General features: G+C 38.8%; 17 protein-coding genes. 7 read left to right on the top strand and 10 right to left on the bottom strand.

Annotated features, from left to right (window positions below; all coding sequences use genetic code 11):
• Positions 1 to 258: 258 nt before the first annotated feature.
• On the bottom strand, positions 259 to 1,548 hold the full coding sequence (locus HXT57_RS02935) for a uracil-xanthine permease family protein (RefSeq protein ID WP_004119362.1): 1,290 nt from the start codon (positions 1,546 to 1,548) through the stop codon (positions 259 to 261).
• A 338-nt stretch (positions 1,549 to 1,886) separates the two neighbouring features.
• Positions 1,887 to 2,252, bottom strand: coding sequence for a DUF488 domain-containing protein (locus HXT57_RS02930; RefSeq protein ID WP_116431753.1), 366 nt, complete (start codon positions 2,250 to 2,252; stop codon positions 1,887 to 1,889).
• Positions 2,253 to 2,473: 221 nt separating this feature from the next.
• Here HXT57_RS02930 and HXT57_RS02925 point away from each other — a divergent pair, with 221 nt between their 5' ends.
• On the top strand, positions 2,474 to 3,535 hold the full coding sequence (locus HXT57_RS02925) for a YeiH family protein (protein ID WP_421783705.1): 1,062 nt from the start codon (positions 2,474 to 2,476) through the stop codon (positions 3,533 to 3,535).
• Positions 3,536 to 3,637: 102 nt separating this feature from the next.
• Here the strand turns inward: HXT57_RS02925 and HXT57_RS02920 are convergent, their stop codons facing one another.
• From HXT57_RS02920 to HXT57_RS02905, 4 genes are all read right to left on the bottom strand, one after another.
• A complete protein-coding gene (locus tag HXT57_RS02920; RefSeq protein WP_012914084.1) occupies positions 3,638 to 4,423 on the bottom strand; it encodes a L,D-transpeptidase in 786 nt (261 codons plus the stop codon).
• A 146-nt stretch (positions 4,424 to 4,569) separates the two neighbouring features.
• Positions 4,570 to 5,658, bottom strand: coding sequence for a redox-regulated ATPase YchF (gene ychF, locus HXT57_RS02915; protein ID WP_012914083.1), 1,089 nt, complete (start codon positions 5,656 to 5,658; stop codon positions 4,570 to 4,572).
• Positions 5,659 to 5,712: 54 nt separating this feature from the next.
• On the bottom strand, positions 5,713 to 6,516 hold the full coding sequence (gene proC / locus HXT57_RS02910) for a pyrroline-5-carboxylate reductase (RefSeq protein WP_421783703.1): 804 nt from the start codon (positions 6,514 to 6,516) through the stop codon (positions 5,713 to 5,715).
• Between the two features lie 126 nt (positions 6,517 to 6,642).
• Entirely contained in the window at positions 6,643 to 8,025 is a 1,383-nt protein-coding gene (locus HXT57_RS02905) for an alpha/beta fold hydrolase (protein WP_421783701.1), read from the bottom strand.
• A gap of 117 nt (positions 8,026 to 8,142) precedes the next feature.
• Here HXT57_RS02905 and HXT57_RS02900 point away from each other — a divergent pair, with 117 nt between their 5' ends.
• Positions 8,143 to 10,695 (top strand): sensor histidine kinase, encoded by a 2,553-nt coding sequence (locus HXT57_RS02900; RefSeq protein WP_421783700.1) that lies wholly within the window; start codon positions 8,143 to 8,145, stop codon positions 10,693 to 10,695.
• A 9-nt stretch (positions 10,696 to 10,704) separates the two neighbouring features.
• The gene (locus HXT57_RS02895) at positions 10,705 to 11,478 is read left to right on the top strand and encodes a response regulator (RefSeq protein ID WP_410310459.1); all 774 of its coding nucleotides are present in this window, start codon (positions 10,705 to 10,707) and stop codon (positions 11,476 to 11,478) included.
• 83 nt (positions 11,479 to 11,561) lie between these two features.
• On the opposite strand, the gene HXT57_RS02890 is transcribed toward HXT57_RS02895, so the two are convergent.
• The 4 genes from HXT57_RS02890 to HXT57_RS02875 all read right to left on the bottom strand — a co-directional run bounded on the left by HXT57_RS02890 (position 11,562) and on the right by HXT57_RS02875 (position 19,039).
• Positions 11,562 to 13,514: a chromosome partitioning protein ParA gene (locus HXT57_RS02890; protein ID WP_421783698.1), complete on the bottom strand. Its 1,953-nt coding sequence runs from the start codon at positions 13,512 to 13,514 to the stop codon at positions 11,562 to 11,564.
• A 381-nt stretch (positions 13,515 to 13,895) separates the two neighbouring features.
• Entirely contained in the window at positions 13,896 to 16,589 is a 2,694-nt protein-coding gene (locus tag HXT57_RS02885; protein ID WP_415697784.1) for an ABC transporter permease, read from the bottom strand.
• A gap of 17 nt (positions 16,590 to 16,606) precedes the next feature.
• Positions 16,607 to 17,446, bottom strand: a complete 840-nt coding sequence (locus tag HXT57_RS02880; protein WP_082915503.1) for an ABC transporter ATP-binding protein — start codon at positions 17,444 to 17,446, stop codon at positions 16,607 to 16,609.
• Positions 17,447 to 17,716: 270 nt separating this feature from the next.
• Complete coding sequence (locus tag HXT57_RS02875) at positions 17,717 to 19,039, bottom strand: O-acetylhomoserine aminocarboxypropyltransferase/cysteine synthase family protein (protein WP_421783695.1); 1,323 nt, start codon at positions 19,037 to 19,039, stop codon at positions 17,717 to 17,719.
• Positions 19,040 to 19,359: 320 nt separating this feature from the next.
• Between HXT57_RS02875 and HXT57_RS02870 the strand changes: the two genes are divergently transcribed.
• From HXT57_RS02870 to HXT57_RS02855, 4 genes are read left to right on the top strand one after another with little or no spacing between them, the layout of a single operon-like run.
• Positions 19,360 to 19,908: a YraN family protein gene (locus tag HXT57_RS02870; protein ID WP_116431760.1), complete on the top strand. Its 549-nt coding sequence runs from the start codon at positions 19,360 to 19,362 to the stop codon at positions 19,906 to 19,908.
• Positions 19,908 to 21,551 carry a YifB family Mg chelatase-like AAA ATPase gene (locus HXT57_RS02865; protein ID WP_064621976.1) on the top strand — a complete coding sequence of 548 codons (1,644 nt, stop codon included), beginning with the start codon at positions 19,908 to 19,910 and terminating at the stop codon, positions 21,549 to 21,551. Before HXT57_RS02870 ends, HXT57_RS02865 begins: the two co-directional genes overlap by 1 nt.
• Positions 21,548 to 23,092 (top strand): DNA-processing protein DprA, encoded by a 1,545-nt coding sequence (dprA, locus tag HXT57_RS02860; RefSeq protein ID WP_076002789.1) that lies wholly within the window; start codon positions 21,548 to 21,550, stop codon positions 23,090 to 23,092. Before HXT57_RS02865 ends, dprA begins: the two co-directional genes overlap by 4 nt.
• A gap of 40 nt (positions 23,093 to 23,132) precedes the next feature.
• Entirely contained in the window at positions 23,133 to 25,082 is a 1,950-nt protein-coding gene (locus HXT57_RS02855) for an FAD-binding protein (RefSeq protein WP_102704493.1), read from the top strand.
• Positions 25,083 to 25,187 lie beyond the last annotated feature (105 nt).

The following is a 25,187-nucleotide window of genomic DNA, read 5'->3' as shown; positions in this document are numbered from 1 at the left end:
GTCTGTACATTTTTGTTACTTTTATTGCTCGCACTGCTCTTACTATTTTTATTATTTTTAGCCATATATGCACCAGCAACAACCCACATAATGCCAATAATTACTTCTATGATGAGCTTCAACATAAGGTTAATGATACTATACTAATTATTCCCAATCTATATATTATGTAATCAAAATTAATTACAAAAAGCGCACCCGCAAGTTAATGCGAACGCGCTTAAAGCGATTAAATTAAATCAAATTGGAGTATTTAAGCTAGGCAACATCAGGATCATCTTTAGCAATCGTACCAGTAAGCTTTCCAATAGCCTTCAGTAAGTGGTATACAACCAACACCACAACGGTTCCGATTGCAATACCGTTGAACTGAATTCCAGAAATAGCAAACTGGAAGTTAGCAATACCAATAATCATAACGATTGCAGCAATCATAATATTCACTGGCTTATCGAAGTTAACTTTGTTTTCTACCCAGATTCTTACGCCAATCATGCCAATCATGCCGTAAAGCAAAGTGGTCACGCCACCAAGAACACCAGCTGGGATTGAATTTACAACAGCGCCAAACTTTGGGCAAAGGCTCAATATAAAAGCAAAAGCTGCAGCACACCAATAAGCTGCAGTAGAATAAACCTTTGTTGCAGCCATAACACCGATATTTTCACCGTATGTGGTGGTACCACAGCCGCCAAATAAACCAGCAATAGCTGTACCAAAACCATCTGCGAATAATGCAGTTCCAATCTTAGAGTCATAGTCGCGACCAGTCATTTGAGCTACAGACTTTACGTGACCAACATTTTCTGCAATGAGAACAAGTACTACCGGCAAGAACATAAGTAGAACAGAGAAATCAACTTGTGGCGTGTGGAATTTAGGAAAACCAATCCAAGAAGCTTCTTCAATCTTTTTAAAATCGACTTGACCTTGGAAGCATGCATAAGCGTAACCAACGAGAACACCTAAAAGAATATTTAAACGACCAAGAAGACCGCGAAATACTACAGCAATAAGCATTACAGCAACTAATGTCACAAGAGCTGTATCTGGAGCTTTCTGGAAGTTAGTCCAAACTGCAGGTCCTAAATTAAAACCAATAATTGCAACGATTGCACCGTTTACAACAGGTGGCATAATAATGTCAATCCACTTAGCTCCTGCAAAATGTACAAGCACACCTATAAGAGCAAGAAGCAAACCTGTGCACATAATGCCAAAGCTTGCAACTGCAATACCTTTATGAGCTGTTGTTACAGCCATAACAGGTGCTATAAGACCAAAAGAGCTTCCCAGATAACTAGGAAGCTTATTTGCGTTAATAAGTAAGAACAGTGCTGTAGAAATAGCAGTGAACATCAATGTTGTTGATGGATCAAAGCCCGTAAGAATAGGCACCAAGAACGTAGCACCAAACATTGCAATAACATGCTGAGCACCAATTCCAGCAGTACGAGTCCAAGTCAAACGCTCGTCTGGCTCTACAACTTCACCAGGCTTTAACGTTTTGCCATTACCGTGAAGCTGCCACGTGAATAATGAATTCATTTCTTCTCCTTGCAAAAACAAGCTATGCAAAATGTTGTGTAAAACAAGTGTCGCTAAAAAACAAGCACTCATTGAGCGCTGGGATGGCAGCTTCTGGGAGGTCCATTGCACCACCGACCCATATGCCAAAGGGACATTCTAATGTCGCAAAACGAAAGTGTCGAGCATAAGAAAAAAATTACAGTTTTGTTTTTTATTTTTGTTGGAATATCAAGCAAGGTCGGCGTGTTGAAAAGAATGCAATGAACACCAACTAAAGTTGATACTTACTAACTTATGTTTATAAAATAATTAAAGTTAGGCAAAGTTAAATAATCGCAAAATTAGTAAACACATACTCAAGCAAGTAATTTTTGTAAATATTCTTGCAAAACTAATGCGTGATTTACTTTTGGATTTTTTGCAGCATACAACAAAGTTATAGTTTGATACTTATTAAACAAATCCATAATCACACCAACAGCTTCATGATTTGAATCAAGTTCTTCAACATAACGATGTGAAAATTCTTCAAAATGCTCCGGGTCATGATTAAACCACTTGCGTAACTGCGAAGTAGGAGCAATATCTTTAAGCCATTTATCAATATGAGCATATTCTTTGCTTATACCACGCGGCCAAAGTCTATCAACCAAGACTCTCACACCATCATCTTTACTAATCGTTTCATACACACGCTTAATCTTCACAGTGCACTTGTTCATAAAATCTCCTTTATACGTTTACCATAATCGCAGCTTTATTTATTTTTTCAAGGAATTATTTACTAGCAAAAGATATCTGCGATATAAATTGAGTTATTATGTTCGATTATGTGATTTTATGTCGGCGTGTCGCGTTTATTTGCAGCAAAATTATATAAAATTTGCTTAATTTTTTTAATTTATGTTCGTTTTTGTCCGATTATGGGAGAATACTTGGCTAAATGGTTAATTTCTTTGATACATGGAAAAAGAAAATCTGCACCATCGATATGGCTCTTATTGCTGTATTGACACTTCTAGCTTCCTTTATTGGCAGCTGGCTTAAGCAGTACCCAGGTTTCCAATTACTTGGTGCTCTTATTATTGCGTTGCTTGTTGGCATGGCTCTGCAGCTGCCATTGCACGTGTACAAAATGAATAATGATTCAAGGCGAGCAGGCGTTAAAAGCGCTGCTGGTTTGATTGCAAACAAACTTCTTCGCCTAGGTATTATTCTCCTCGGATTTAAGCTGAATTTGCATGATTTGTTTACCAAGGGCATTAAATGCTTGCCTATTGCAGCTGTGTTAGTTGCAATAATGGTTTGCGTAACTTATAACATTGCTAAACTCTTGAAAGTAAATCCTCAGCTTGCAATGCTTACAGCAGGAGGCACAAGTATTTGTGGAGCTGCTGCAGTTATGGGTCTTTCTGGCTCAATGCCAGTTCTTCCAGAAGAGGAAGATGAGAAAGAACAGAACGAAGTTATGGCTGTTGCAACAGTTGCAATTATGGGCACTATTTACGCTCTTGCTGAAATCTTCATCCTGCCTAACTTTGGCATGACTAAGCAGCAGCTTGCCATTACAGCAGGTGCATCACTTCACGAAATTGCACATGCTGTTGCAGCTGGCGGAGCGTTCAATAGTATCGATGTTGCAACAATCATGAAGCTCTCGCGAGTTCTTATGCTCGTTCCAGCCTCCATCTTTATTGCAATTTGGTGGAATGCTCGTCATAGCAAAGTTGAAAATGGCGGAAAGCATAAGATTAGCTTCCCATGGTTTATGCTTGGCTTTATTGCAGCATCTGTTATTGGAACTTACGTTCCTTTCGTAGCGGCACACGCATCAACTCTTGTAGAAGCAGGATACGTTTTCCTTGGCATGGCTATGGCTGCACTTGGAATTAACGTAAACTTCCGAGCTATTTTCAAGCAAGGTCGCGCAGCATTTGCAGCAAGCTTCCTAGCTTCTATTGTTTTAGTTGCTTTGGCTTATGCAGCTGCAGTACTGTTCTTCTAAATAAAACATTACAGAATAGTTTTGCTTAACAAATGAGGGTCTTCGTTTGAAGATCCTCATTTTATATTCTCGATAATTTATTTTCGCGTATTCTTGAAAAATCTATCTAATATGCACAGCCGTTCCATCAGGAATATTTTTATAAAACCATTTGGCATCCGCAACACTTAAACGCACACAACCATGCGAAGCAGGCTTACCAAGTTTCATGCCCTCCGACGGAATATATTCACCAAAGTTGTAGCGCGTTGGAACCGAATGGAATAAGTATTCTCCACCAATAAAACCAACCCAATAATCAGCACCAACTTTTTCCTCATGATTAAAGAAATGTTTTCCGCGCATATTAATGTGATAATCACCATGAGGAGTGGAATCATCCATTCCAGAACTCATAATCATTGTATATACAGTTTTACCATTGGCAAGAATATGCACTCGTTGCTTTTTTAAGTCCACATTAACTTTTAAGTCAGAAACTTTAGCCCCTGAAAGATTTGGATATTCACCACCAGTAGGATGTTTCCAAAAAACATGATTAACCGTTGATTTATCTAACTTTTGTTTGCAATATTTATCGAAATATTTTTCAAACGACTTATTATCAGCAACCTCATTGTTTTTATTACCAAGATTGTTACTATAAGCATTTTTTTCGCGCTGAATTAATACAGAATTCTGCAATTTTGCGCTGTATCTAGACGAGTAAGAAACCATATTAACAGTTTCGAAAATAATAAAGCACAACCATGCAATCAGCAAAGAAGCTAATAAAACAGAAGACGTAATACGAGCAGCTTTAGAGCTTCTCCTCCACCAGTTGCGCATTTTCGCAGCAATGCGAATGCACTTTTTAATGTCATTCATTATGTTACGAATAAACTGCATTATGTCTCCTATATAAATGCAAAAGCGTTGCATCCAATAGTTTAGCAGGAAATTATTAGATGCAACGCGCAAAAAGCAATATTTTTCACTTATTAATTCAGCAATATTAAATATGAATCATACTGCTTTTATTTTCGCAAACAATCTCATACGTTGAACTTAAATTCAACAATATCGCCGTCTTGCATCACATAGTCGCGACCTTCAAGACGAAGCTTTCCTTCTTCCTTAATTTTTGCCATAGAACCGTCAGCAGCAACAAAATCATCATATGACACAATTTCTGCCTTAATAAATCCACGCTCAAAATCAGTGTGAATCACACCAGCAGCTTGTGGAGCAGTCCAGCCTTTATGAATCTGCCAGGCGTGAACTTCCTTAACACCGGCAGTTAAATAGGTTTGAAGACCTAAAATATCGAATCCTACGCGAGCAAGTTGATCCAAACCAGATTCCTTCAAACCAGCATCTTCAAGCATTTCACGAGCATCTGCTTCGTCGAGCTCAGTAAGTTCGGACTCAAATTGAGCATTAAGGAATATTGCTTTTGCAGGAGCGACAGATGCAGAAAGTTTAGACTTTAAATCTTCATCAGCCAACTCCGAATCATCCACGTTAAACACGTAAATAAATGGCTTAGCAGTTAGCAAGTGCAAATCATACACGTCGTTTTTATCAATAAGCTTTTCGTTATGAGCCTGGTCAATAGTTTTGCCAGATTCAAGAATTTCCTTAGCTTTATTTACAGCGTCTACGTATTCTTGCGTAACTTTCTTACCGCGCAAATCTTTTTCAAGCTTTGGCAAAGCATTATCAATAGTTTGCATATCGGCAAGAATTAGCTCAGTATTAATCGTGTCAATATCGTCAGCAGGATCTACTTTTCCGTTAACATGCACAATATCGTCGTCATTAAACGCGCGAACAACTTCGCAAATAGCGTCTGCTTCGCGAATATTAGCAAGGAACTTATTGCCCAAGCCTTCACCCTCGGAGGCACCCTTAACAATTCCTGCAATATCAACGAAAGTAACTGTTGCTGGAACAATCTTTTCAGTATTAACTAATTTAGCTAAAACTGGAAGACGATGATCCGGAAGCGGAACAATACCAGTATTAGGCTCAATAGTTGCAAACGGATAATTCTCCGCCAAAACGTTGTTGCGGGTTAAAGCATTAAACATAGTGGACTTACCAACGTTTGGCAATCCAACAATTCCAATAGTTAAAGACATATTTACCTAGTTTAGACCAGCGCCGGGAAAGCCGACACAACTTGATTTTATTTACTATTTATTTTCAATAGCATCAACTGCAGCAATCACATCTCCCCTAAATCCGCGAGATTCTAGCTCAGCAACGCCACGAATAGTTGTTCCTCCAGGAGAGCACACTGCATCTTTCATAATCCCTGGATGAGTGCGCGAATCCATATATAACGCACCTACTCCTTCAATCATTTTTGCAGCCAAACGGTAAGCACAATCACGTTGCAAACCATATTTCACACCAGCATCGCCCAACGCTTCCATATACATTGCTGTAAAAGCTGGAGCACAGCTAGAAATACACATTGCAATATTCATATGATCACCATTCACTCGCTCTACCAAAGAAATTGGCTCAAATAAAGCACTAAACATTGAAAGTTGACTATCACTAAGCGTATGAGTAGTTTCAGCTAAAGTCACGCCTTGGCAGACCGCAATAGGAGTATTCGGAATAATGCACTGAACATGAGCATTCTTGCCAAGCAGTTCCATGTAACGCTCAAGCGTCCAACCGGCTGCAACGGAAATAACAGCAATACCTCGTTCATTAATAACTTCACAAATTGGCTTAAGCACTTCAGCAACCTGATACGGCTTTACAGCAATAATAATCACATCACTTGCTTCACACACTTCTTGAGCAGTACGCATAGCGCGAGCGCCAATTAGTGAAGTATTACGCTCGAGTTTTTCAAAATTATGCGCGCACGCAACAATATTTTCACCTTGCAATACTCCTGCATTCATCGCACCTTTAGCGATTGCTTGTGCCATATTGCCATAGCCTATAAAACCAACAGTTCCAGATACACAAGTACCCATACATGACCCCCTTTAGCGCATTGATAAAACAGTAGTGCACTCATTACTAAGCAAACAGATGTATAGCATAGCAAAGAGTGCACTATAATCATTGCGCATATTAAAATTATTACCTTTGTATACGGCTTATCTCTTGTAAATTCCCTCTAAATCGCCGCGATTCAACGCCTCATCAAACAAATGACGGAAAACAATGTTTCCATGTAAACCATCATGCTCAAACTCGTTCGTCGTCCAATAGTGAGAGTTGGCAATACGAGAAAGAGTGTCAAGCTGAAGACCAGAATCTACGTACATGTCATCAAAGTAAACTGCAGATTGCAATGGAACTTCGTTATTAGCAAGTTGATCTTGATCGTAAATTTTGCCAAACTGCTTATCTTTCATCAAGCAGTCAACAGCTGGAAGGAATGGTTGCAAAGCAAGCTCTTGATCATACATCCAAGGGAACATTGCTTCGCCAGTGAAAAGAAGCGGACGTGCAGAACCAGAAAACTCTGGCATAGTTTCTCGAACCTGCTGGGCAGCCCACAAAATTGGGTGTTCCAATTCACCGTCAGCATAAATAAATTCTTGCAGCGGCCAATAAAGTGGACTAGAAGCTGTAGAATCCATGACACCGTACACAAATTCGTCACTTAAGCTACCTGCAGAAGCTCCTCCGCCGTGCTTAAATGCTTTCAAGGAACCATCACCATCTGCAAACGCAGAATCAAGAAGCCAGTGCACTCGCTCAAAACTTGGTTTCATACCAAAGGAAGAGCCCAACATTTGGAATCGTTCAACCGTAAGCTTCTCGCCATTCGGAAGCGCAACATCACCTTGCGCAATACGATCTGCAATAGCAGCAGCACGAGCAACATCCTGCGGATAACGCTCATAGAATTGCTCCGTTTTTCGAGCCATGCGTGGGAAAGTATGCTCGTATACTTCACGCGCATTTGCTGGAACATGAGGAATACCACCAGTTGTAAAGCTTGCAATCAAGCCTTGTGGGAAAAGCGACAAATAAGTAAGCGTTAAGAATCCGCCATAACTTTGCCCTAAAGAAACCCACGGCTTAGCATCAAACTCAGTAAGTCGCAAATGCTCAAAATCGCGAATAATAGAGTCAGCCAAGAAACGCTTTAAATACCATGCTTGTCGCTCAACGCTTACACCGTCATCTGCCATGCGCTTCATAGTTGAAGCGTCCACTCTTGAAGAACGCCCAACACCACGCTGATCCGGCAAGACTACGCGAAAATGTTTAATAGCTTCTTGAATCCAACCATCACTAGAAGGCGAAAGTGGTCGCGGACACTGCCCACCAGGACCTCCTTGCAAAAATACTAACAAAGGCAAATTATCATGTACATGCTCAGGAGCACAAACTACTCTACAAAACAATCGAATTGTTTCACCTTTAATAGCACCACCAGGAGTGTTTCCTTCCCAATCAAGCGGCACGTCAATTGCGCGTTCTTCGATATGCAATCCCGGAACATAATAGCTTGTAAGTAATGCCATATTAATACTGCCTTTCTGTACTCGCGTGCTACATTGCAACTACAAATTACACACTCTTATATAAATCATACTCAAGTTCGATTGTTCTATAAAGTGCTATGCACTAGCCTAGTAATTATGAAAGTACCTAATATGTTTCAAAGTGTTATACAGTGCTTACGAAAAGAGCTCTCATTAAACGACATATTATGGGGTATCATTCCATTTATTCTTTTTATACTTTCAAGCGATAGATATAGTATAAGCTATGTTGACGGTTTTTTGACACAAAGTTCTCTGATTACAGTAACGCTTATAAATATTGTTGTTGCACTACTACTTTCAGTACGAAAACTATGGCCTGAACAAACGGCTACTATTTTTATTGTTATTTGCATTGTGCAAGTAATCTTTGGTCCTACTCAACTTTTTGCTGATTTCTTTGGTTTCGTACTGCTTGTTAACGCTATTGCGCGAGGAAATCCAGAACATTCAAAAGCTTTTGTTATTGCATCTTACGTAACAACCGTATTATCTTGCGCATTAATATCGTGGAATGTTGTAATGGGACCAATATATGGCAATAATCATTCGAAATCTAGTTATACTTGCAGTGTACGAAATATAGATAGCAGCAATATAAAAAATTGCGTTTCAAATATACTTAATTTTGCAATTCCTTCAATAATTTTTGCGATTATTACTACCACTATTACGGTTATTATTGGCTACTGGCAGCGCACTCACGTGCATACTATTCAACTTTTACAAGATCACAATAATTCTATTCGCGCATACCGCAAAAAAGCTCAGCATATTGCTGTTACTGCAGAACGCGCAAGAATTGCCAGAGATATGCACGATATTGTTGCTCACACGCTTTCTATTATTATTGTGCAAGCAGATGGTGGTCGTTATGCAGCAACCAAAGATATTTCGCTTGCTAAAAAAACAATGCATATTATTAAAAACGAAGCCGAGCGAGCCGTTCACGATATGCGCCGACTTCTAGAAGCTTTAACAGACGCTCCATCGGGTCAATTGGACTTCAATCACGTGCCTTCTCTTATTGAGCAAGCAAAAATTGCATCTCCTAAAAATATTTTTTGGCACACTGTTGATGGCATAAATTCTCAAAATAGGCTTAACGCGGACGCACAAACCGTTGCATACCGCGTTGTTCAGGAGTCTCTTACTAATATTCGAAAGCATGCAGGAGATGGCATTAAAATAAACATTCACGAACAGTGGAAGAACCAAGGCTTAACACTAAAAATTACAAATGAAATAAACAAGCTAGAAGCTAATCAAGAGCAAAATAGCGGTGCGTCACATAAAAACGGTTATGGTTTGATTGGCATGAAAGAGCGAATTGAAAATCTTCACGGAACGCTTGATTATGGAAAAATGAATGATGGAACGTTTAGTATTGTTGCTTTTATTCCATATTCCTACAGCGCAGACCAGTCAAACAGTACTGCTTCTGTATTAAATAGTATTCATAACGTTACTCATAAGAATGCAAAAGTTAATAATCAAGCAGAAGCACAAACAAAACCGGAAAATGCAAACGTTTCAACATCATCGGAAGTTTCGACAAACGTTTTGCCATACGTTTTACCAGAAGCAAATACTTCAAAAAATAGGATTGAGAAAGTATCACAATGGTTTGAACAACATTGGCTTATTGGAGACATTATTTATGCATCACCTTGGGTTGTTATGATGCTCTTTCTGCCAACCTACGATTTTATTGTTGGAGTTGGAATGTCTTCACAATATTCCAACTCGCTTTCATTACAAATACTTTATAAAGTATTTACTCTTACAACCATGGTGCCATTCATGTTTCGCAGAAAAGCTCCAACCGCATGCGCAATTGTTGCAGCAGTATTTTCTGCAATACAGCTTATACTCTTGCCGAATATTTTATTCGCTAATTTTTTCATACCAAATATTATTTACGCTGCTGTGCTCTACGGTAAAAAACGCGCATGGCAATGGGTTAGCGCAGTAGTGCTTGCCGAATCTGCTATTTTCGCCGTAAAAATTGGTATTTCATCAAAAAATATTCCACAAACTGAAACTCCAATACGATTCTTTACATCAAATATTGCCACAACCAATTTTTATGACTTTATGCAATTTGCGTCCGTTGGATTAGTTTTTGGTTTTATAGTTGCGTTAATTTGTTTTGCGGCCATTGCATTTGCTTATTCCCGCAGAAACGATGACAATAATTTGCTGATTCTAAAAGCGCGCAGAACAGAATTAGAGCAAGAGCAAAAACAGCTAGAAGTACTTGCAGCTAACGCAGAAAGGCAACGACTTAGCTCAAATATTCAGCAAAAAGTTGCTATTACATTGCATAAAGTAATCGATGCCGCAAATAGCGGAATTGATATGCTAAATAAATACGAAAAAACAAATAGCAATGCAGAAAATCGAAAGTTATCAGAACCAAAGCAATCACAGGAACAAAGTGAAGAAATTAGTAAAGCCTTTAAAAATATTGGAGATGAAGGTCGTTCGGCACTGAAATATATGCGAAAATTGCTTGGAGTTTTGCGAGAAACAGGTTCAAGCGTTCATTCAGCAAATAATGCTGCAAATGTAACTGAGATTGCTATTCGCCCTGCTGCCCCACTTGATGAGCAAATTCAACACAACGCATTAAATAAGCAAGAGTAAGTTGATACTATGGAAAATATGGAAAACAATGAAGTAATTCGCGTTGCAATAGCAGACGATCAGGAGCTTGTGCGAGCAGGATTTGCGATGGTAATAAATTCGCAGCAAGATATGCACGTTGTATCTCAGGCTTCTAATGGATCACAAATTGTGGAGCTTTCTAAAAGCCAAAATCCAGACATTATTCTTATGGACGTTCGCATGCCTGTAATGGACGGATTGGAAGCAACTCGCAAAATTCTGCAGCAAAAAACTAACGAAAATACTAAAATTATTATTCTAACAACTTTTGATTTAGACGAATATGTTATGGCTGCAATTCATGCTGGTGCTTCCGGGTTCCTTTTGAAAGATACTGAACCTGAAACTTTGCTTAATTCAATACGAACAGTGTATCAAGGAAACGCAATTATTGCTCCGACTGCTACGAAGCGTTTGATTGAAAATATGATTCAGCAAGGCAAAGTAGCAACAAATACTACAGAAAACAGTGCTGCGAATTACACTGCACAAGTAAGTTACGACGTACAAGCAAATCCGGCTGCGCAAGAAACACAAAGTTGCGCGTACACAAATTCAGCTATTACAGAACTTACTGATAGAGAACGCGAAGTTCTTGTTGAAATTGCTCACGGACTTTCAAATCAGGAAATTGCTGACAAACTATTTATTAGCTTACCAACAGTTAAAACTCATGTTGCGCATATTTTAGGAAAAATCGGTGCTCGAGACCGCGTGCAGGCTGTAGTTTTCGCTTACGAAAATGGCTTAGTTAAGTCGTAAGCATATAAAAATGCGGCTATTTATGCATAGACACAAATAGCCGCAAATTCAGATTATCAACGTACCGAGTAGTTTTTTATAATTTATGCTCTCGGAAGGCGACGGTGACGCATAACAGTAACGCCGGCAGCAGCAGCTCCAGAAATGGTTAGCACACCCAAAACACCCAGCATTATAGTGCTAAGCATATTGCCAGAAGACTTGTTCTCGGCTGTAGCACTAGCTTGAGCTTGTGGCTTATTGCTTTCAACAGGAGTCTTTTCTTCAACTTCCTCAGTTTCACCATTATTATCTTCAGGCTTCTTCGAGTTTTCTTCTGAAACTTGAGATTCAGTTGACTTATCTGCTTGCGAAGTATTGTTCGACGGAGCCACAGCAGCTGAAGTACTAGCAGCAGCTGGAGCATGAGATGCAACTGCGGAAGAAACACTTTTAACCAATTCAGCAGCTGGAGTTACTGCCTTCTGAGTATTTGCAACAGTAGGATTTTCTGCAGGTGCTACAGGAACTACAGGTGCAGAAGGCGTTGCAGGAGCTGAATTATCTTCAACCTGAACTGCTGGCACTACTGGGGTAGCAGGAACAACAGAAGCAGGTGGCATAGCTGGAGCTTTAATAGACGGAGCTGGAATCTTAGATTCAGGCACTGTAGGAACTGGAGCAGTTACTTTCGGAGCAGATGCTTCAGGAGGTACAGGTACTGGAGCAACATGCTCTTTAGATTCAGAATCAGAAGGTACTGGAGCAACAGGATTAGTCTGTTTTTCAGATTCTTTGGCATTATTATTACCATCAGAGCTGCTACCACTTTGCTGATTCTTTTGAACTTTTTCCTGTTCCAATTGAGCTTTGAGGGCAGCAACTTTAACTCTAGCTTCCTCAAGATTCTTTTCTGCGTCCTTTAAAGAATCCTCAGCTTTCTTCTTTAAATCACTTTTCTCAGTTTTCTGCTGAATCTGATTGTTTTTAAATGTTTTAGCGCCTTCAAAGCCATTTCTTAATGATTTAATTTTTTCATCTAGTTTCTTTTTGTCGTCAACTAACTTATAGTTCTCAATAATATAATTAAGAAGCTTTGTTTCAGACTCTGCTTTCTTTACTTCAGAATCTTTACTGTTAGAAGCTTCAAGCTTACTAGCTACATTTTTCTTAGACTCATCAATTTGATCTTTAATCTTTTTAAGTTCTTCATCTGCTTTTTCAAATTCTTGTTTTGCTGTTGTGAAAAGAGTCTCTAATTCGTTCAAAGCTCTTTCTTTATCAGCAACAAGTTTCTTATTTTCTTCAACTTTTTTGCTAAGCGAAACTTGATCATTAGAGACTTTTCTAAACTGGTCCGCTAGAGAATAAATATTACCGGCATCGTTTTGATCAACTTTTTCTAACGCAGTTTCTAATTCACTGATTTTTGTATCATACTCTTTAATTTGAGCAGAATCGCTTGCAATAGATTCCTTAAGATTATCTACTTCTTTGTGAAGATTTGAAATCTGTGATTCATATTGTTTTATGTTAGCTGCAGCTCTTTCTTTTGTTTGACTTTTTTCTTCTTCGTCACTTTGCAAAGCATCAAGAGCTAATTTTGCATTATCATATTGCTCTTTTAAAAGTTCATATGCGGCTTTTAATCCAATAAGTTCGTTATCCTTTTCTTCTTTGGATTTTTCAAATTCTGCAATTTTTACTTTTGCAGCTTCGGAATCCATTTTCAATGCATTTTCAGCTTCTAAAAGTTCCTTTTCCTTATCTTTCTCAACGTTTTCAAATCTTTTTTCAGTTTCAGAGATTTTATTTAAAAGATCGTCAAATTCTGCAACTTTTTTCTTATACTCTTCAATTTGAGCTTCTAATTGCTGAACCTGCTCTTCAGCTTTTTCAATTGCTTCTTCAGTAGATGCTTTTGCAGTCACCTCTGTTTGAGCTTGCGTATTTTGTACAACCTCAGCAGCTTCTTGCGCCCATGCTGGCATTGGACCTTGCAGGAACAAAACAAATCCTGCGATTGCTGCGGCAGATTTTTTCTTGACCGTTACCATATTTGTTACTCCTTGCTCGTAGCGGCCTTCATGTCTAACTTATGTCAGCAGTCATTTTGAGCATAACAAAGAAATAAATACATTTTCAATGCCATTTATTCGGAATATTTCCGATAAAACTTGTCATGATGAATAATAATCGTATTATTTTTGAATATTACTAATAAAAAATGCTCTTTTTTTACATAATATTATGCTAGTCGCATAATTATACGCACGTTTTAATAAAAAAATAATAACAATATTACAAATTTTTTCAGAGTGTCGAAAAAGCCTAAGAAAAAGATAATGCCGGCACGTAAAATTTACACACCGGCATTATCTTTATTTTCTGCAACTTAACTTCTACAGACTATCTTTCACATATAGTTTTTGTGAAATTTAGTCCTCCGCGAGCGCAACTACTGGCGAAGACTTCACTGCTCTACGAGCTGGAAGCACGCTAGAAAGAAGAGCTGCAAGTAAAGCGATTAGAGCAAGAACCGCGTAAATAGTCCAATCAATTACAAACGGAACTTTGCCAATTGCGCTAAACACCATGTAGGATCCAATCCACCCAAACGCTGTTCCAACAATCAAGCCAGAAACAGTGCTTGTTAGGGAAATCAACGTTGCTTCCAACGCAAGAGATCTTCTAACCTGTCCTCTTGTCATGCCGATTGCGCGCAAAGTTGCAGATTCTTTGGTTCGCTCAATAACAGACAAGCTTAATGTGTTTGCAACGCCTATTAAAGCAATCACAACAGCTACTGCTATTAAGCCAACAAGCAACATCATCATTATGTCGATAGCACTCTCCCACTGCGCTCGTTGGAACACGCTTCCACCAGCCATAACCTCCGCATAGCTAGATGTAATATTTCTAATATTCTTAACAATATCTACAAGATTAGCTTTGCTAGAGTCTACCGAAATAAGCAAAATATGCGTTGTAGGCTTAAGGTAGTTATTGAAGTAAGATTTGCTAACAAAAGCAGTATTCCTTGAATATATATTAACATTTCTATACTTCTTAAACTGAACTTGCTTTACAGTAATGCTCTTATCGTTATTACTAGAGTCTGTGTTCATGCCAGTAAATGGCGTAATACTATCTACACTATCTTCACTAGAATCGTACTTTTCTACATAAGCTTGCAGACTAAGGTTTCCTTTTTTAAGCTCAAAAGGTTCTCCACCTTCATTATTAAACTTAGGCAAAAGTATAGAATCTTTGTTTATGTTAACGCCATCAAGGTCAGTGTGCATTACATTTTTAAGTTGATCTGTATTATCAACTCCAGCTGCCATAGCGTACTCAGTTTTACCCTTAGCATTCTTAAAAGTCATAGGAACTGCAGGAAGCAACTCAGTATGCTTTATTCCACTAATCTTTGAAATATCAGCAGCTAGAGATTCATCAACATTCTTGCCTTGAATAATAATGTCAACACTGTAACGATCATCAACAACACCTTTAAGAGTTGCTTTACCGCACATTGCGCCCGTTACTACTGTTGAAACAAGCGTTACGCCAATAAGCAAAGCCGTTCCAGTTGCTGCAACTCTTCTAGGATTCCTTTGCACGTTTGCGTTAGCAACCTTAGATGCAGGCCCACAAAGCGCCATGATTGCTCCAGTGGCCTTCATAGCAAACGGCATCCAGAATGTTGCTGTAATAATAATGCCAATAAAAACAAGCGCACAACCAAACATTGCTCCAAGCAAAGTCATCCAAGAGTCAGAACCAGCAGTAGGAGACTTCCTCGCAATCATGCTTGCTAAAGAAGTAGCACTTAAAGCCGCAGCTAAAATACCTACAACAATAAACACAACGCCAAAAACAGCGCGAATAATGCTTGCACGCTTATCTTTAATCAAATCCATTGGTCGTAGCGCTTCCATAGGCGTTACTTTTGTAGCAGATCGAGCAGCACTCATAGATGCAAGAACTGTTACAATCGTGCCAATTGCTATTGGCCACACAACCGCTGGAAGCGAGACAATCAAAGGAATCTTAGATAACGGTCCAGAATTAATATTCACGTTACTAATTGCGCCCATAAATCCGATTGCACAAAGCACGCCAACAGCCGCAGAAATAACTCCAAGTATTGCAGCTTCAAGCAAAACTGCTGCATAAAGCTGGTGCGATTGTGCACCAATTACGCGCAAAAGTGCAAGAGTGCGTCTGCGTTGAGCAACCAAAACTTGGAATGTGTTTGCTATAACAAGCGAAGAAATAAGCAACGCTAGAATACCAAAAGATAGCAAGAACATGGTTACAAAATTAGTGCCGTTGGACACACTTCGAACAGCTCTTACGCCAACTTCATGCCTAGACATAAGAGAGAATCTCGAAGGAAGCAAAGAGTTAATCGTAGGAGATAAATCGTTTATTTTAGATTCATCAATACTCATGTATACTTTGCTTTGCACAACTTCATTGTCAAAATTCTTAAGATTGTTGAGTTTTGCACAAAAATCATTCGTTACGCCACCAAGATATGTGCCGCGATTTGAAAATGGTATTTGAGAATGCTCTCCATCGTCTACAAGACCAACCACACGAACATCGTACGATTTTTCTTTATCTCCGCCAGTGTCATCTACTTTAACCAAAGTTATAGTATCGCCAATATTTGCATGTATTGATTTAGCAATACTTTTAATAAGAGTTATTTCACCTATTTTTTGCGGTTCTCTACCTTCTGTTGATTTATACACAGGAAGATTTCCATACAAACCATTAGACCAAGCAATACTCGTAACTGATTTATCACCTTTTTCCACTCTTACAAGAGCAGTCGCATCATCACTACGAATGCCATTAACACCAGGCATCTTCGATATTTCGTCTAAATGAAGGTCTTTATAATGAATTTTACTACTCGGAGAACTGTTAGGATTCCTAAATGAGATTGCATAATTTGCGCTACCGAATTCATTTGTTGCGTTTCGAACCATCAAGTCGTCAACACTGTTTACAAAAAGCAAAGTAGCGCTCATAAACATGCTGCCTATAAGAATTGCAATTCCAGAGGCGATTAGCATGCGCACGCTTTTACGCATAAGTTTTAGCGCGATTTTCCACATTCTAACTTCACCACCTTTTATTGCAATTGAGCAGACTGATTACTAATACCAGCCTCGCTGCGTTCCATAAGCATCTTGCTCATGCCTTCCGCAGTAGGATTTTGCACATCTTCAACGATTTGGCCATCTGCAAACACGATTGCTCGATCCGCGTAAGAGGCTGCAACAGCGTCGTGAGTAACCATAATCACAGTTTGACCAAGCTCCGTTACGGACTTCTTCAAGAAATGCAAAACTTCTGAGCTGGAAGCAGAGTCAAGATTTCCGGTAGGCTCGTCCGCAAAAACTACGGAAGGCTTAGAGATTAAAGCTCGAGCGATTGCAACACGTTGGCGCTGGCCACCAGAAAGCTCAGCAGGCCTATGCTTTAAGCGATTTTGCAAGCCAAGAGTATTAACCAAAGTATTAAACCATTGCTTATCTGGCTTTTTGCCCGCCAAAGTAAGAGGCATGAGAATATTTTGCTCAGCGCTAAACATTGGAAGAAGATTAAAACTTTGGAAAATAAATCCGACCATTTCGCGTCGCATAAGCGTAAGCTGCTTATCGCTCATGCCTGTAATATCTAAGCCATCAACCAAAACTTTTCCAGAATTAACGCTGTCAAGACCAGCCAAGGAATGCATTAAAGTTGACTTACCTGAGCCAGAAGGACCCATAATCGCCGTAAACTTGCCGCGTTCAAAACTTACGCTTACATCTCGCAAAGCGTGAACAATGCCTGCACCCTTGCCAAAATCTTTAACAACATGCAAAGCTGCAACTGCTGTTTCACCAATCAAGTTTTGGTTAAAATCTGCTCTAAAATCTAAAGCATTTTCTTGCTCGTATGAGCTTGTTTCGTACGGACTGTTCATAACTGCTCCTTTTCTTAAAAAGTAGTAATCGCATAGTTATCTACTGCTAATACTTAAATTTACGGAAAAATACAGCTGATTACCATCGTGCGTAAGGCGGAAATTATTGAGAAAAAATTAGCGTCTCATCCTAAAGTATGATGCACAAATTTACAGAATGTATAAAAAATCGGAGCGCATACAAATACAATATGCGCTCCGAATAAAACGGTAATGGATCTTCAGGAATATTTTTAATTAATAATTTTTGCTTTGCTTTCTCTTTTCTATTTAAGCAAGTCCTGCTTTACGAACTGCATCAAACCCGCGCTGCAAATCGGCAAGAATATCGTCAATATGCTCAGTTCCAATAGACAAGCGAATAGTTCCCTCATAAATGCCCTGATCTTCCAATTCTTCAGGAGTTTCCTGAGAGTGCGTAGTAGATGCAGGATGAATAACCAATGATTTTACGTCCGCAACATTTGCAAGCAATGAGAAAAGCTGTAAATTGTCAATAAATACGCGAGCTGCATCCCTTCCACCTTTAATATCAAACGTAAAAATAGAGCCTCCACCATTCGGGAAGTAACGCTTATAAAGCTCGTGATCAGAACGACCTTCAATAGAAGGATGACTTACAGATTCAACCTCTGGCACAGTTTGCAAATATTGAACAACCTTCAACGCATTCTCAACGTGACGCTCAACACGCAAGCTCAAGGTTTCCGTGCCTTGCAAAAGCAAGAATGCTGCAAATGGGCTAATGCAAGCACCAGTATCGCGCAAAATAATCGCACGAATACGCGTCACAAAAGCCACAGGTCCTAAAGCTTCATAGAAGTTCAAACCGTGGTAACTTGGGTCAGCTTCTGTAAGAGTTGGGAATTTTCCAGGGACTTTAGACCAATCAAAATTGCCGCCTTCAACAATAATGCCACCAAGAGTTGTACCATGACCGCCAATAAATTTCGTAGCAGATTCGACTACAATATCTGCACCATGCTCAAGCGGACGGAAAAGATATGGAGTTGCGAAAGTATTGTCAACAAAAACAGGAAGATTGTGGCGATGAGCAATCTCGGAAATAGTCTCAAAATCAGGCAAATCTGCGTTAGGATTACCGAAAGTTTCAAAGTATACAAGCTTTGTATTTGGTTGAATAGCATCCTCGAAGTTTTGAGGATTCTTAGGATCGACAAAAGTAGTTGTTACACCATCTCGAGGAAGAGTGTGACGAAGCAGGTTATAAGTTCCACCATACACATTCTTTGAAGACACGATGTGATCGCCCTGCTGCGTAATGTTACGAATAGCATAGTCGACAGCGGCCGCGCCAGAAGCAACAGCCAAAGCTGCAGTACCACTTTCAAGAGCTGCAATTCTGCGCTCAAAAACATCTTGAGTAGAATTCGTTAAACGACCATAAATGTTTCCAGCGTCACGCAAATCAAAACGAGCTGCAGCATGGTCAAAATCATGGAATACGTAGCTTGTTGTTTGATAAATAGGAACTGCACGAGAATCAGTTGCCGGATCCGCCTGCTCTTGACCTACATGCAATTGCAAGGTCTCAAAATGATACTTTCCTTGCGTTTCTTCAATATCGCTCATAATACCCCTCCAGTTTTGCGACTTTTTAAACAGTAGATTAGTTTGCTTCAGCTTACTTTGCGCATCCGCTTACTTTTCCGTTTTCTGTTTACATATTTATTTAAGTGATAACGACAATATGCCACTATGGTTCATTCGTACATACCTGCGGTTATCAAAATTAGCTATAACGAATTAACAGTTTGCAAAAAATAGCGAAATTTGTTTTAGAAAAATACGGAAAATATACTGAATTTCTAATACAACACGCCGTATGCAGCTTTTATCCACAATGCTTAAAAAATCTGGATTACTGCTCAATAAGCACAGAAAATAGCAGCATGATTACACAAAAACACATTATTGACGATGAAATTATCTCGCTTGACGAGATTGACGACGCTGAAACTGCTCAAGTATTTTTGCAAGAAAAACTTGAACAAGTGTCCAACGAGCTTCAAGATGATTCTCTTGAAAGTAAAGAGTTGGGAAAACTGGGAGAAACATACGCCGCTTTGCGACTTATGCAAAAAGGGTGGCACGTTATTGACAGAAACTGGCATTGCCGCAATGGAGAGCTAGATTTGGTAATGATTACTCCAGAACAAAAATTGGTATTCGTAGAAGTAAAAACTCGAAGAAGCGTACGTTGTGGCACTCCACTTGAAGCAATTACTCAAGAAAAATGTAGCAAATTACGTACAACTGGTATGAAATGGCTGGAAGAATGCGGAAGCGACATACCTCATTACCGTATTCGATTTGATGCTGTATCAATTCTCGTTATTAACAAATACACTTATCCAGATTCTGCATATGAATTGCAATCCTTGGAAGAAATTGAAGATAATTCATCAATCCAATTCAAGCATGTTCAAGGAGCATTCTAATGCATATTGGAAACGCAACATCAATAGGACTTATTGGTCTTAAAGCTTTTACTATTCAGCTGCAAGCTTTTATATCTGGAAATATGCCAAACTTTTCTATTATCGGCTTACCTGACACTTCATTAAGCGAAGCAAGAGAGCGCGTTAAATCAGCTCATTTTGCGTTGCATTGCAAATGGCCTGAAGGAAGGATAACAGTAAACTTATCACCTGCTTCAATGCCAAAAAGCGGAGCATCATACGATTTAGCTATCGCAGCAAGCATACTAAGCGCAGAAAAGTATATTCCACTTACAGAATTAGAAAATACAGTTATTCTAGGAGAACTAAATCTTGACGGGACAGTATTACCTATTCAAGGCATTCTTCCTATTGCACTTTACGCAAAAAAGATGCATTTTAAACGAATGATTATTCCACAAGAAAATCTTGCCGAAGCACAACTTGTAGATGGAATTGAATCTATTGGAATACACCATATTTTAGATTTAGTGACGCAATTGCATGGCAGTTTGAGCGAGGAATCACTAAAGCTTATTGAAGAAGACCCTGCGTATAAACATATGCAAGTTCTTGAGCGAAATGGAAATTATAACAATGGAGAAGAAGATTATAATCCGTCAATTCACGAAGAAAGCACTTCCCCACTACAAATTGAACCAAAATATGAAATTGGAGATATGTCTGAAGTAATAGGGCAAGAACATACAAAATGGGCTCTACAAGTTGCTGCAGCTGGAGGACATCACGTGATGATGATTGGACCTCCAGGATCTGGAAAAACCATGCTAGCTTCACGAATACCAAGCATTATGTGTCCACTTAACGAACAAGAACAGCTTGAGGTTGCTTCAATTCGTTCACTTTGTGGCACACTTCCCTACTACGGAATTAGCAATATTCCACCATTTGAAGCACCTCATCATACTGCTTCAGCAGCTTCTCTTATTGGAGGAGGAACAGGAGTTGCAAAACCTGGGATTATTACTAGAGCACATTGCGGAGTGCTGTTTATGGATGAGGCTCCAGAGTTTTCTCCTAGAGTATTGCAAACCCTAAGAGAACCATTGGAATCAGGGCATATTGCTATTTCTCGTTCAAAAGGTACAACTCTTTATCCAGCTAAATTCCAGCTTGTTATTGCTGCAAATCCTTGTCCTTGCGGCTACGCATACGGAAATGGAGAAAGATGCACTTGCAAAGAGCGCGAAAGAGCACGATATTTTTCACGCCTTTCAGGTCCAATTCTTGACCGTATTGATATTCAAATGGATGTACCTCCAGTAGAACGAATTATTATTTCAAACCATCATCAAGACAATGCACAAAACTCAGTTAAAAACACGTATCTGAATAGCAAAACAATGCGAGGTAACGTAATAGAAGCTCGTAAAATTGCTCGCGATCGTTTTATAAAACAAGGTTGGGATTGCAACGCACAAGCATCTGGAACGTGGCTTAGAAAATACACTTCACAGCAAGCTGTAGGACTTATTAACCGTGCATTAGAAAAGCATCAATTGAGTTTGCGCGGAGCAGATAGAGCATTGCGACTCGCGTGGACACTTGCTGATCTTTCTGGACACACTTCACCAGACATGACAGACATGGCACAAGCTATCAGTTTAAGGACACGAATATGAACACTAAGAGCATAAACAACACGGATAACACTAAAGAAACCATTAGTGCATCTAGCGATTTTTCTTCACCAGACGAAGAAACAATATCTCGTGCAATACTTACATTCTGCCTTGAAGGAGTGGATGCAATTATGTACACACTACTATTGGGATCTAAAAGCGCTAAAGAAATTGTTTCACTATTAAAAACAATTGTGAAAAATTATACGAAACAACAATCAACAGACTCAGCTCAACAAATGCAACTTCCAATTATTAGTGAAGTAGCAGATCAAGAAAACGATGCCAATTCTAAAACTTTTAGCTCAAGAAAACGTAACAAAAATCAAGAATTAGTATCTACAATGTTAAGTTTCATAAAAAAACATAAAGAGCTTGCTCTCTTAGAAAATTATTTCAAGAAGGGCTTAACAGCGTGGGGTTATCACAACAATAATGCGCCTAAATCTTTAGAAGTGCTACACAATTCTATTTCAAAATGGTGCGTTCGATTATTGCATTTGCCGACATGGAATAATGAATCACTATGTCAATGGTTCACTTGTGGCGGAAAGCAATGGATTATTGCACCACACAGCAAATATTGGCCGAAACAATTACAAGATTTGGCTTTTCAGAGTCATTTCTCACCACCTTTATGCTTGTGGGGCGTAGGGAATCCACAAACATTAACACAATGTCATAATCCACTTGCTATTGTTGGTTCACGCTCTTGCACAGACTACGGAAGAGAACTCGCATATCAATTTGCTTATGATTGCGCTTCGAAAGGTCATACTGTTATTTCTGGTGGAGCGTACGGAATTGATGCAGCAGCACATTGGGGCGCATTAGATGCACAAGATATAGATGAAAATAAGCCTACAGGAAAAACCATTGCTGTATTTGCAGGAGGATTAAATCATATGGGCCCCAGATGCAATTATCAGCTTTTTGAACAAATTATTGCAAAAGGCGGAGTGTGTATTAGCGAACTATGCCCAGATACAACACCAGTAGGCCACAGATTTTTATTGCGAAATAGAATTATTGCAGCTCTAGCATCAAAAATTATAGTTGCTCAAGCAAGATTACAATCCGGAGCACTAAATACTGCAACATGGGCAACGAATTTAAATCGCGAACTATACGCTATACCAGGAGATATCAATCAGCCTAATAATGCGGGATGCAATAAGCTAATACACGATTCACAAGCTATAATATTGTGTTCAACTCAAGATATAGATATTCTGTTTCCTCAATCTCATCACTACTTTGCTTATTCTCAACCTAAACCAGAAAAATTAAGTATAGACTATAAAAATTATGACAATACACAAAAACTAATTATCGACGCAATTACAACGTGCAAACGCGAACGCGAACTTGCAAATGTTGACAGAATATACGAAATAATAAAAACTTCTTACAAAGAAAAACAATTAGATTACATACCATCTATTGCTGAAATTTCTGGAAAAATTGCATTGCTAGAATTGGAAGGAATTATTGTACAAAATAAAGAAAATTTAACATTATCACAGCAAAAAGTAGCGTAAAATAACGCGCTCAATACAAGATATGTGAGAAAATAAAAGTATGCAATCAAGCGAATACTACGATGTTATTATTGTTGGCGCTGGAGCTGCAGGATTATCTGCAGCACTAGGATTAATTAAATCCGAAGAATACGCATGCATGAAAAAAGAAGGAAAAACACCATCAATTTTAGTGATTTCTAAAGTGCCAGCATTGCGTTCACACACGGGTTCTGCTGAAGGAGGTATAGCAGCAAGCCTTGGGAATGTAGAGCACGACAAATGGCAATGGCATTATTATGACACAGTTCATGGCGGAGATTGGCTAAGCGATCAAGATGCAGCAAAGCTACTTGCAAAAGAAGCACCAAAAACAGTTATTCAGCTTGAACATGATGGCGTAGCATTTTCTCGAACACAAAATGGATATATTAACCAACGCCGTTTTGGTGGACATACTGCTAATTTTGGAAAGAATCCAATTGAACGTGCAGCTTTTGCTGCAGATCGTATTGGTCACCAAATTTTACATAGCTTATGGCAACAATGTGTTTCCGAGAATATTGTATTTGCTGAAGATTGTTACGTAACAGATGTTGCTATAAACGATCAAACTATGAGCGTTGAAGGAATTGTTGCATTTGATTTATCTGCAGGAAACTTGCGAGCAATAAAGTCTAGATTCCTACTTTTAGCTACAGGCGGATCGGGAAGATTATTTGCAACAACATCTAATTCGTGGGATTTAACAGGCGATGGCATGGCTTTAGCTTTAAAAGCAGGATTACAACTTGAAGACTGCGAGTTCATTCAATTCCACCCTACTGGACTAGCTCATACTGGTATTCTGCTTTCAGAAGCAGCAAGAGCTGAAGGCGGCGTGCTTAGGAACTCAAATGGCGAAGCTTTTATGAAAAAATACGATGAAGTACATGCAGATTTAGCTCCAAGAGATGTTGTTTCTCGTGCAATTGCCCAAGAAATTCGCGAAGGCAGAGGTGTAAACGATTCAACAACTACGCAACAAAGCAATTCACATAATGATTGCGTTTGGCTAGATATGACACATATCAGCCGGGAAAATATGTTAGAATACTTGCCACAAGTCACAGAAACTATTGAAAAATATGCTCATCTTGACCCAACTTGCGATTTAGTCCCAATTCGTCCTACAGCTCACTACACAATGGGCGGAATACCGATAACTTTGGATGGAAAAGTATATAGATGGCAAAATAACAACCAAACTATTGTTTATGGTTTATACGCTGCCGGAGAATGCTCATGCGTAGGAGTGCACGGAGCTAATCGATTAGGAGGAAACTCCTTGCTTGACGCATGCCTTTTTGGAAATCGCGCGGGAGCAACAATAGCAAAAGAATTGAAAAACTTAAACAAGGATGACGAAACTAACAGTAACAAAACCAACGAAACCAACGAAACCAATAAAACTTTCTCAAATAATACTGCGCTACAAGTCTTATATAAACAAAGAAATAATGAGCTTAATCAGCTTATGAAAACAAGTGCGAATCAAGCTACAGATTTTACAGACAACAGCTATAACGACGAATTCTCACAAATAGAAGAAGAATATAATCCTTATAAATTATTTGCAGATTTAGGAAAAATCATGGAAAACGCTGTTGCAATATCATGTGACGAGCAATCAATTAAGGAAGCACTTAATGAAATACAAGAATTTATAGATCCTAAAATTCAGTCATTACACATCCATAGCAATAATTTAGTTTTTAACCAAGAAATTACTGCAATATGGGAAATAAAGAACATGTCACTACTTGCAAAAGCAGCATTGCAATCTTCACTTGCTAGACATGAATCTAGAGGTGCTTTCTTTAGAAGAGACTATCCAAAACATGATATTTCTTCATTGCCACAACACTCGTTCATTGACTTTGATGGAAACTTGGCAAAAAAGTCAGTGAATATTATTGATTTTAAACAAGATAGTAAAGGAGATTTTTATACTGAAAATAGCATAATTTAAAACTATTATTACTATTTTCATATATAAATATTTTGAAAATTCGTAATTTTTTCAACACGCCGAAGCGAAGAAGAAAAAAAGATGTTATAGTCTTATCTGTTGTCT

Origin of the sequence: Gardnerella sp. KA00771, assembly GCF_049244045.1 — a bacterium.
Taxonomy (GTDB): Bacteria; Actinomycetota; Actinomycetes; order Actinomycetales; family Bifidobacteriaceae; genus Bifidobacterium; species Bifidobacterium swidsinskii.
This window is presented reverse-complemented; position numbering and strand designations above follow the sequence as displayed.

Excerpts from the sequence above, each read along its gene's own strand:
- ychF (WP_012914083.1), bottom strand. The coding sequence starts at position 5,658 with ATGTCTTTAACTATTGGAATTGTTGGATTGCCAAACGTTGGTAAGTCC.
- HXT57_RS02930 (WP_116431753.1), bottom strand. The coding sequence starts at position 2,252 with ATGAACAAGTGCACTGTGAAGATTAAGCGTGTGTATGAAACGATTAGT.
- HXT57_RS02925 (WP_421783705.1), top strand. The coding sequence starts at position 2,474 with ATGGTTAATTTCTTTGATACATGGAAAAAGAAAATCTGCACCATCGAT.
- HXT57_RS02870 (WP_116431760.1), top strand. The coding sequence starts at position 19,360 with ATGATTACACAAAAACACATTATTGACGATGAAATTATCTCGCTTGAC.
- HXT57_RS02890 (WP_421783698.1), bottom strand. The coding sequence starts at position 13,514 with ATGGTAACGGTCAAGAAAAAATCTGCCGCAGCAATCGCAGGATTTGTT.
- HXT57_RS02865 (WP_064621976.1), top strand. The coding sequence starts at position 19,908 with ATGCATATTGGAAACGCAACATCAATAGGACTTATTGGTCTTAAAGCT.
- HXT57_RS02900 (WP_421783700.1), top strand. The coding sequence starts at position 8,143 with ATGAAAGTACCTAATATGTTTCAAAGTGTTATACAGTGCTTACGAAAA.
- HXT57_RS02855 (WP_102704493.1), top strand. The coding sequence starts at position 23,133 with ATGCAATCAAGCGAATACTACGATGTTATTATTGTTGGCGCTGGAGCT.
- proC (WP_421783703.1), bottom strand. The coding sequence starts at position 6,516 with ATGGGTACTTGTGTATCTGGAACTGTTGGTTTTATAGGCTATGGCAAT.
- HXT57_RS02895 (WP_410310459.1), top strand. The coding sequence starts at position 10,705 with ATGGAAAATATGGAAAACAATGAAGTAATTCGCGTTGCAATAGCAGAC.
- HXT57_RS02885 (WP_415697784.1), bottom strand. The coding sequence starts at position 16,589 with ATGTGGAAAATCGCGCTAAAACTTATGCGTAAAAGCGTGCGCATGCTA.
- dprA (WP_076002789.1), top strand. The coding sequence starts at position 21,548 with ATGAACACTAAGAGCATAAACAACACGGATAACACTAAAGAAACCATT.
- HXT57_RS02875 (WP_421783695.1), bottom strand. The coding sequence starts at position 19,039 with ATGAGCGATATTGAAGAAACGCAAGGAAAGTATCATTTTGAGACCTTG.
- HXT57_RS02905 (WP_421783701.1), bottom strand. The coding sequence starts at position 8,025 with ATGGCATTACTTACAAGCTATTATGTTCCGGGATTGCATATCGAAGAA.
- HXT57_RS02880 (WP_082915503.1), bottom strand. The coding sequence starts at position 17,446 with ATGAACAGTCCGTACGAAACAAGCTCATACGAGCAAGAAAATGCTTTA.
- HXT57_RS02920 (WP_012914084.1), bottom strand. The coding sequence starts at position 4,423 with ATGCAGTTTATTCGTAACATAATGAATGACATTAAAAAGTGCATTCGC.
- HXT57_RS02935 (WP_004119362.1), bottom strand. The coding sequence starts at position 1,548 with ATGAATTCATTATTCACGTGGCAGCTTCACGGTAATGGCAAAACGTTA.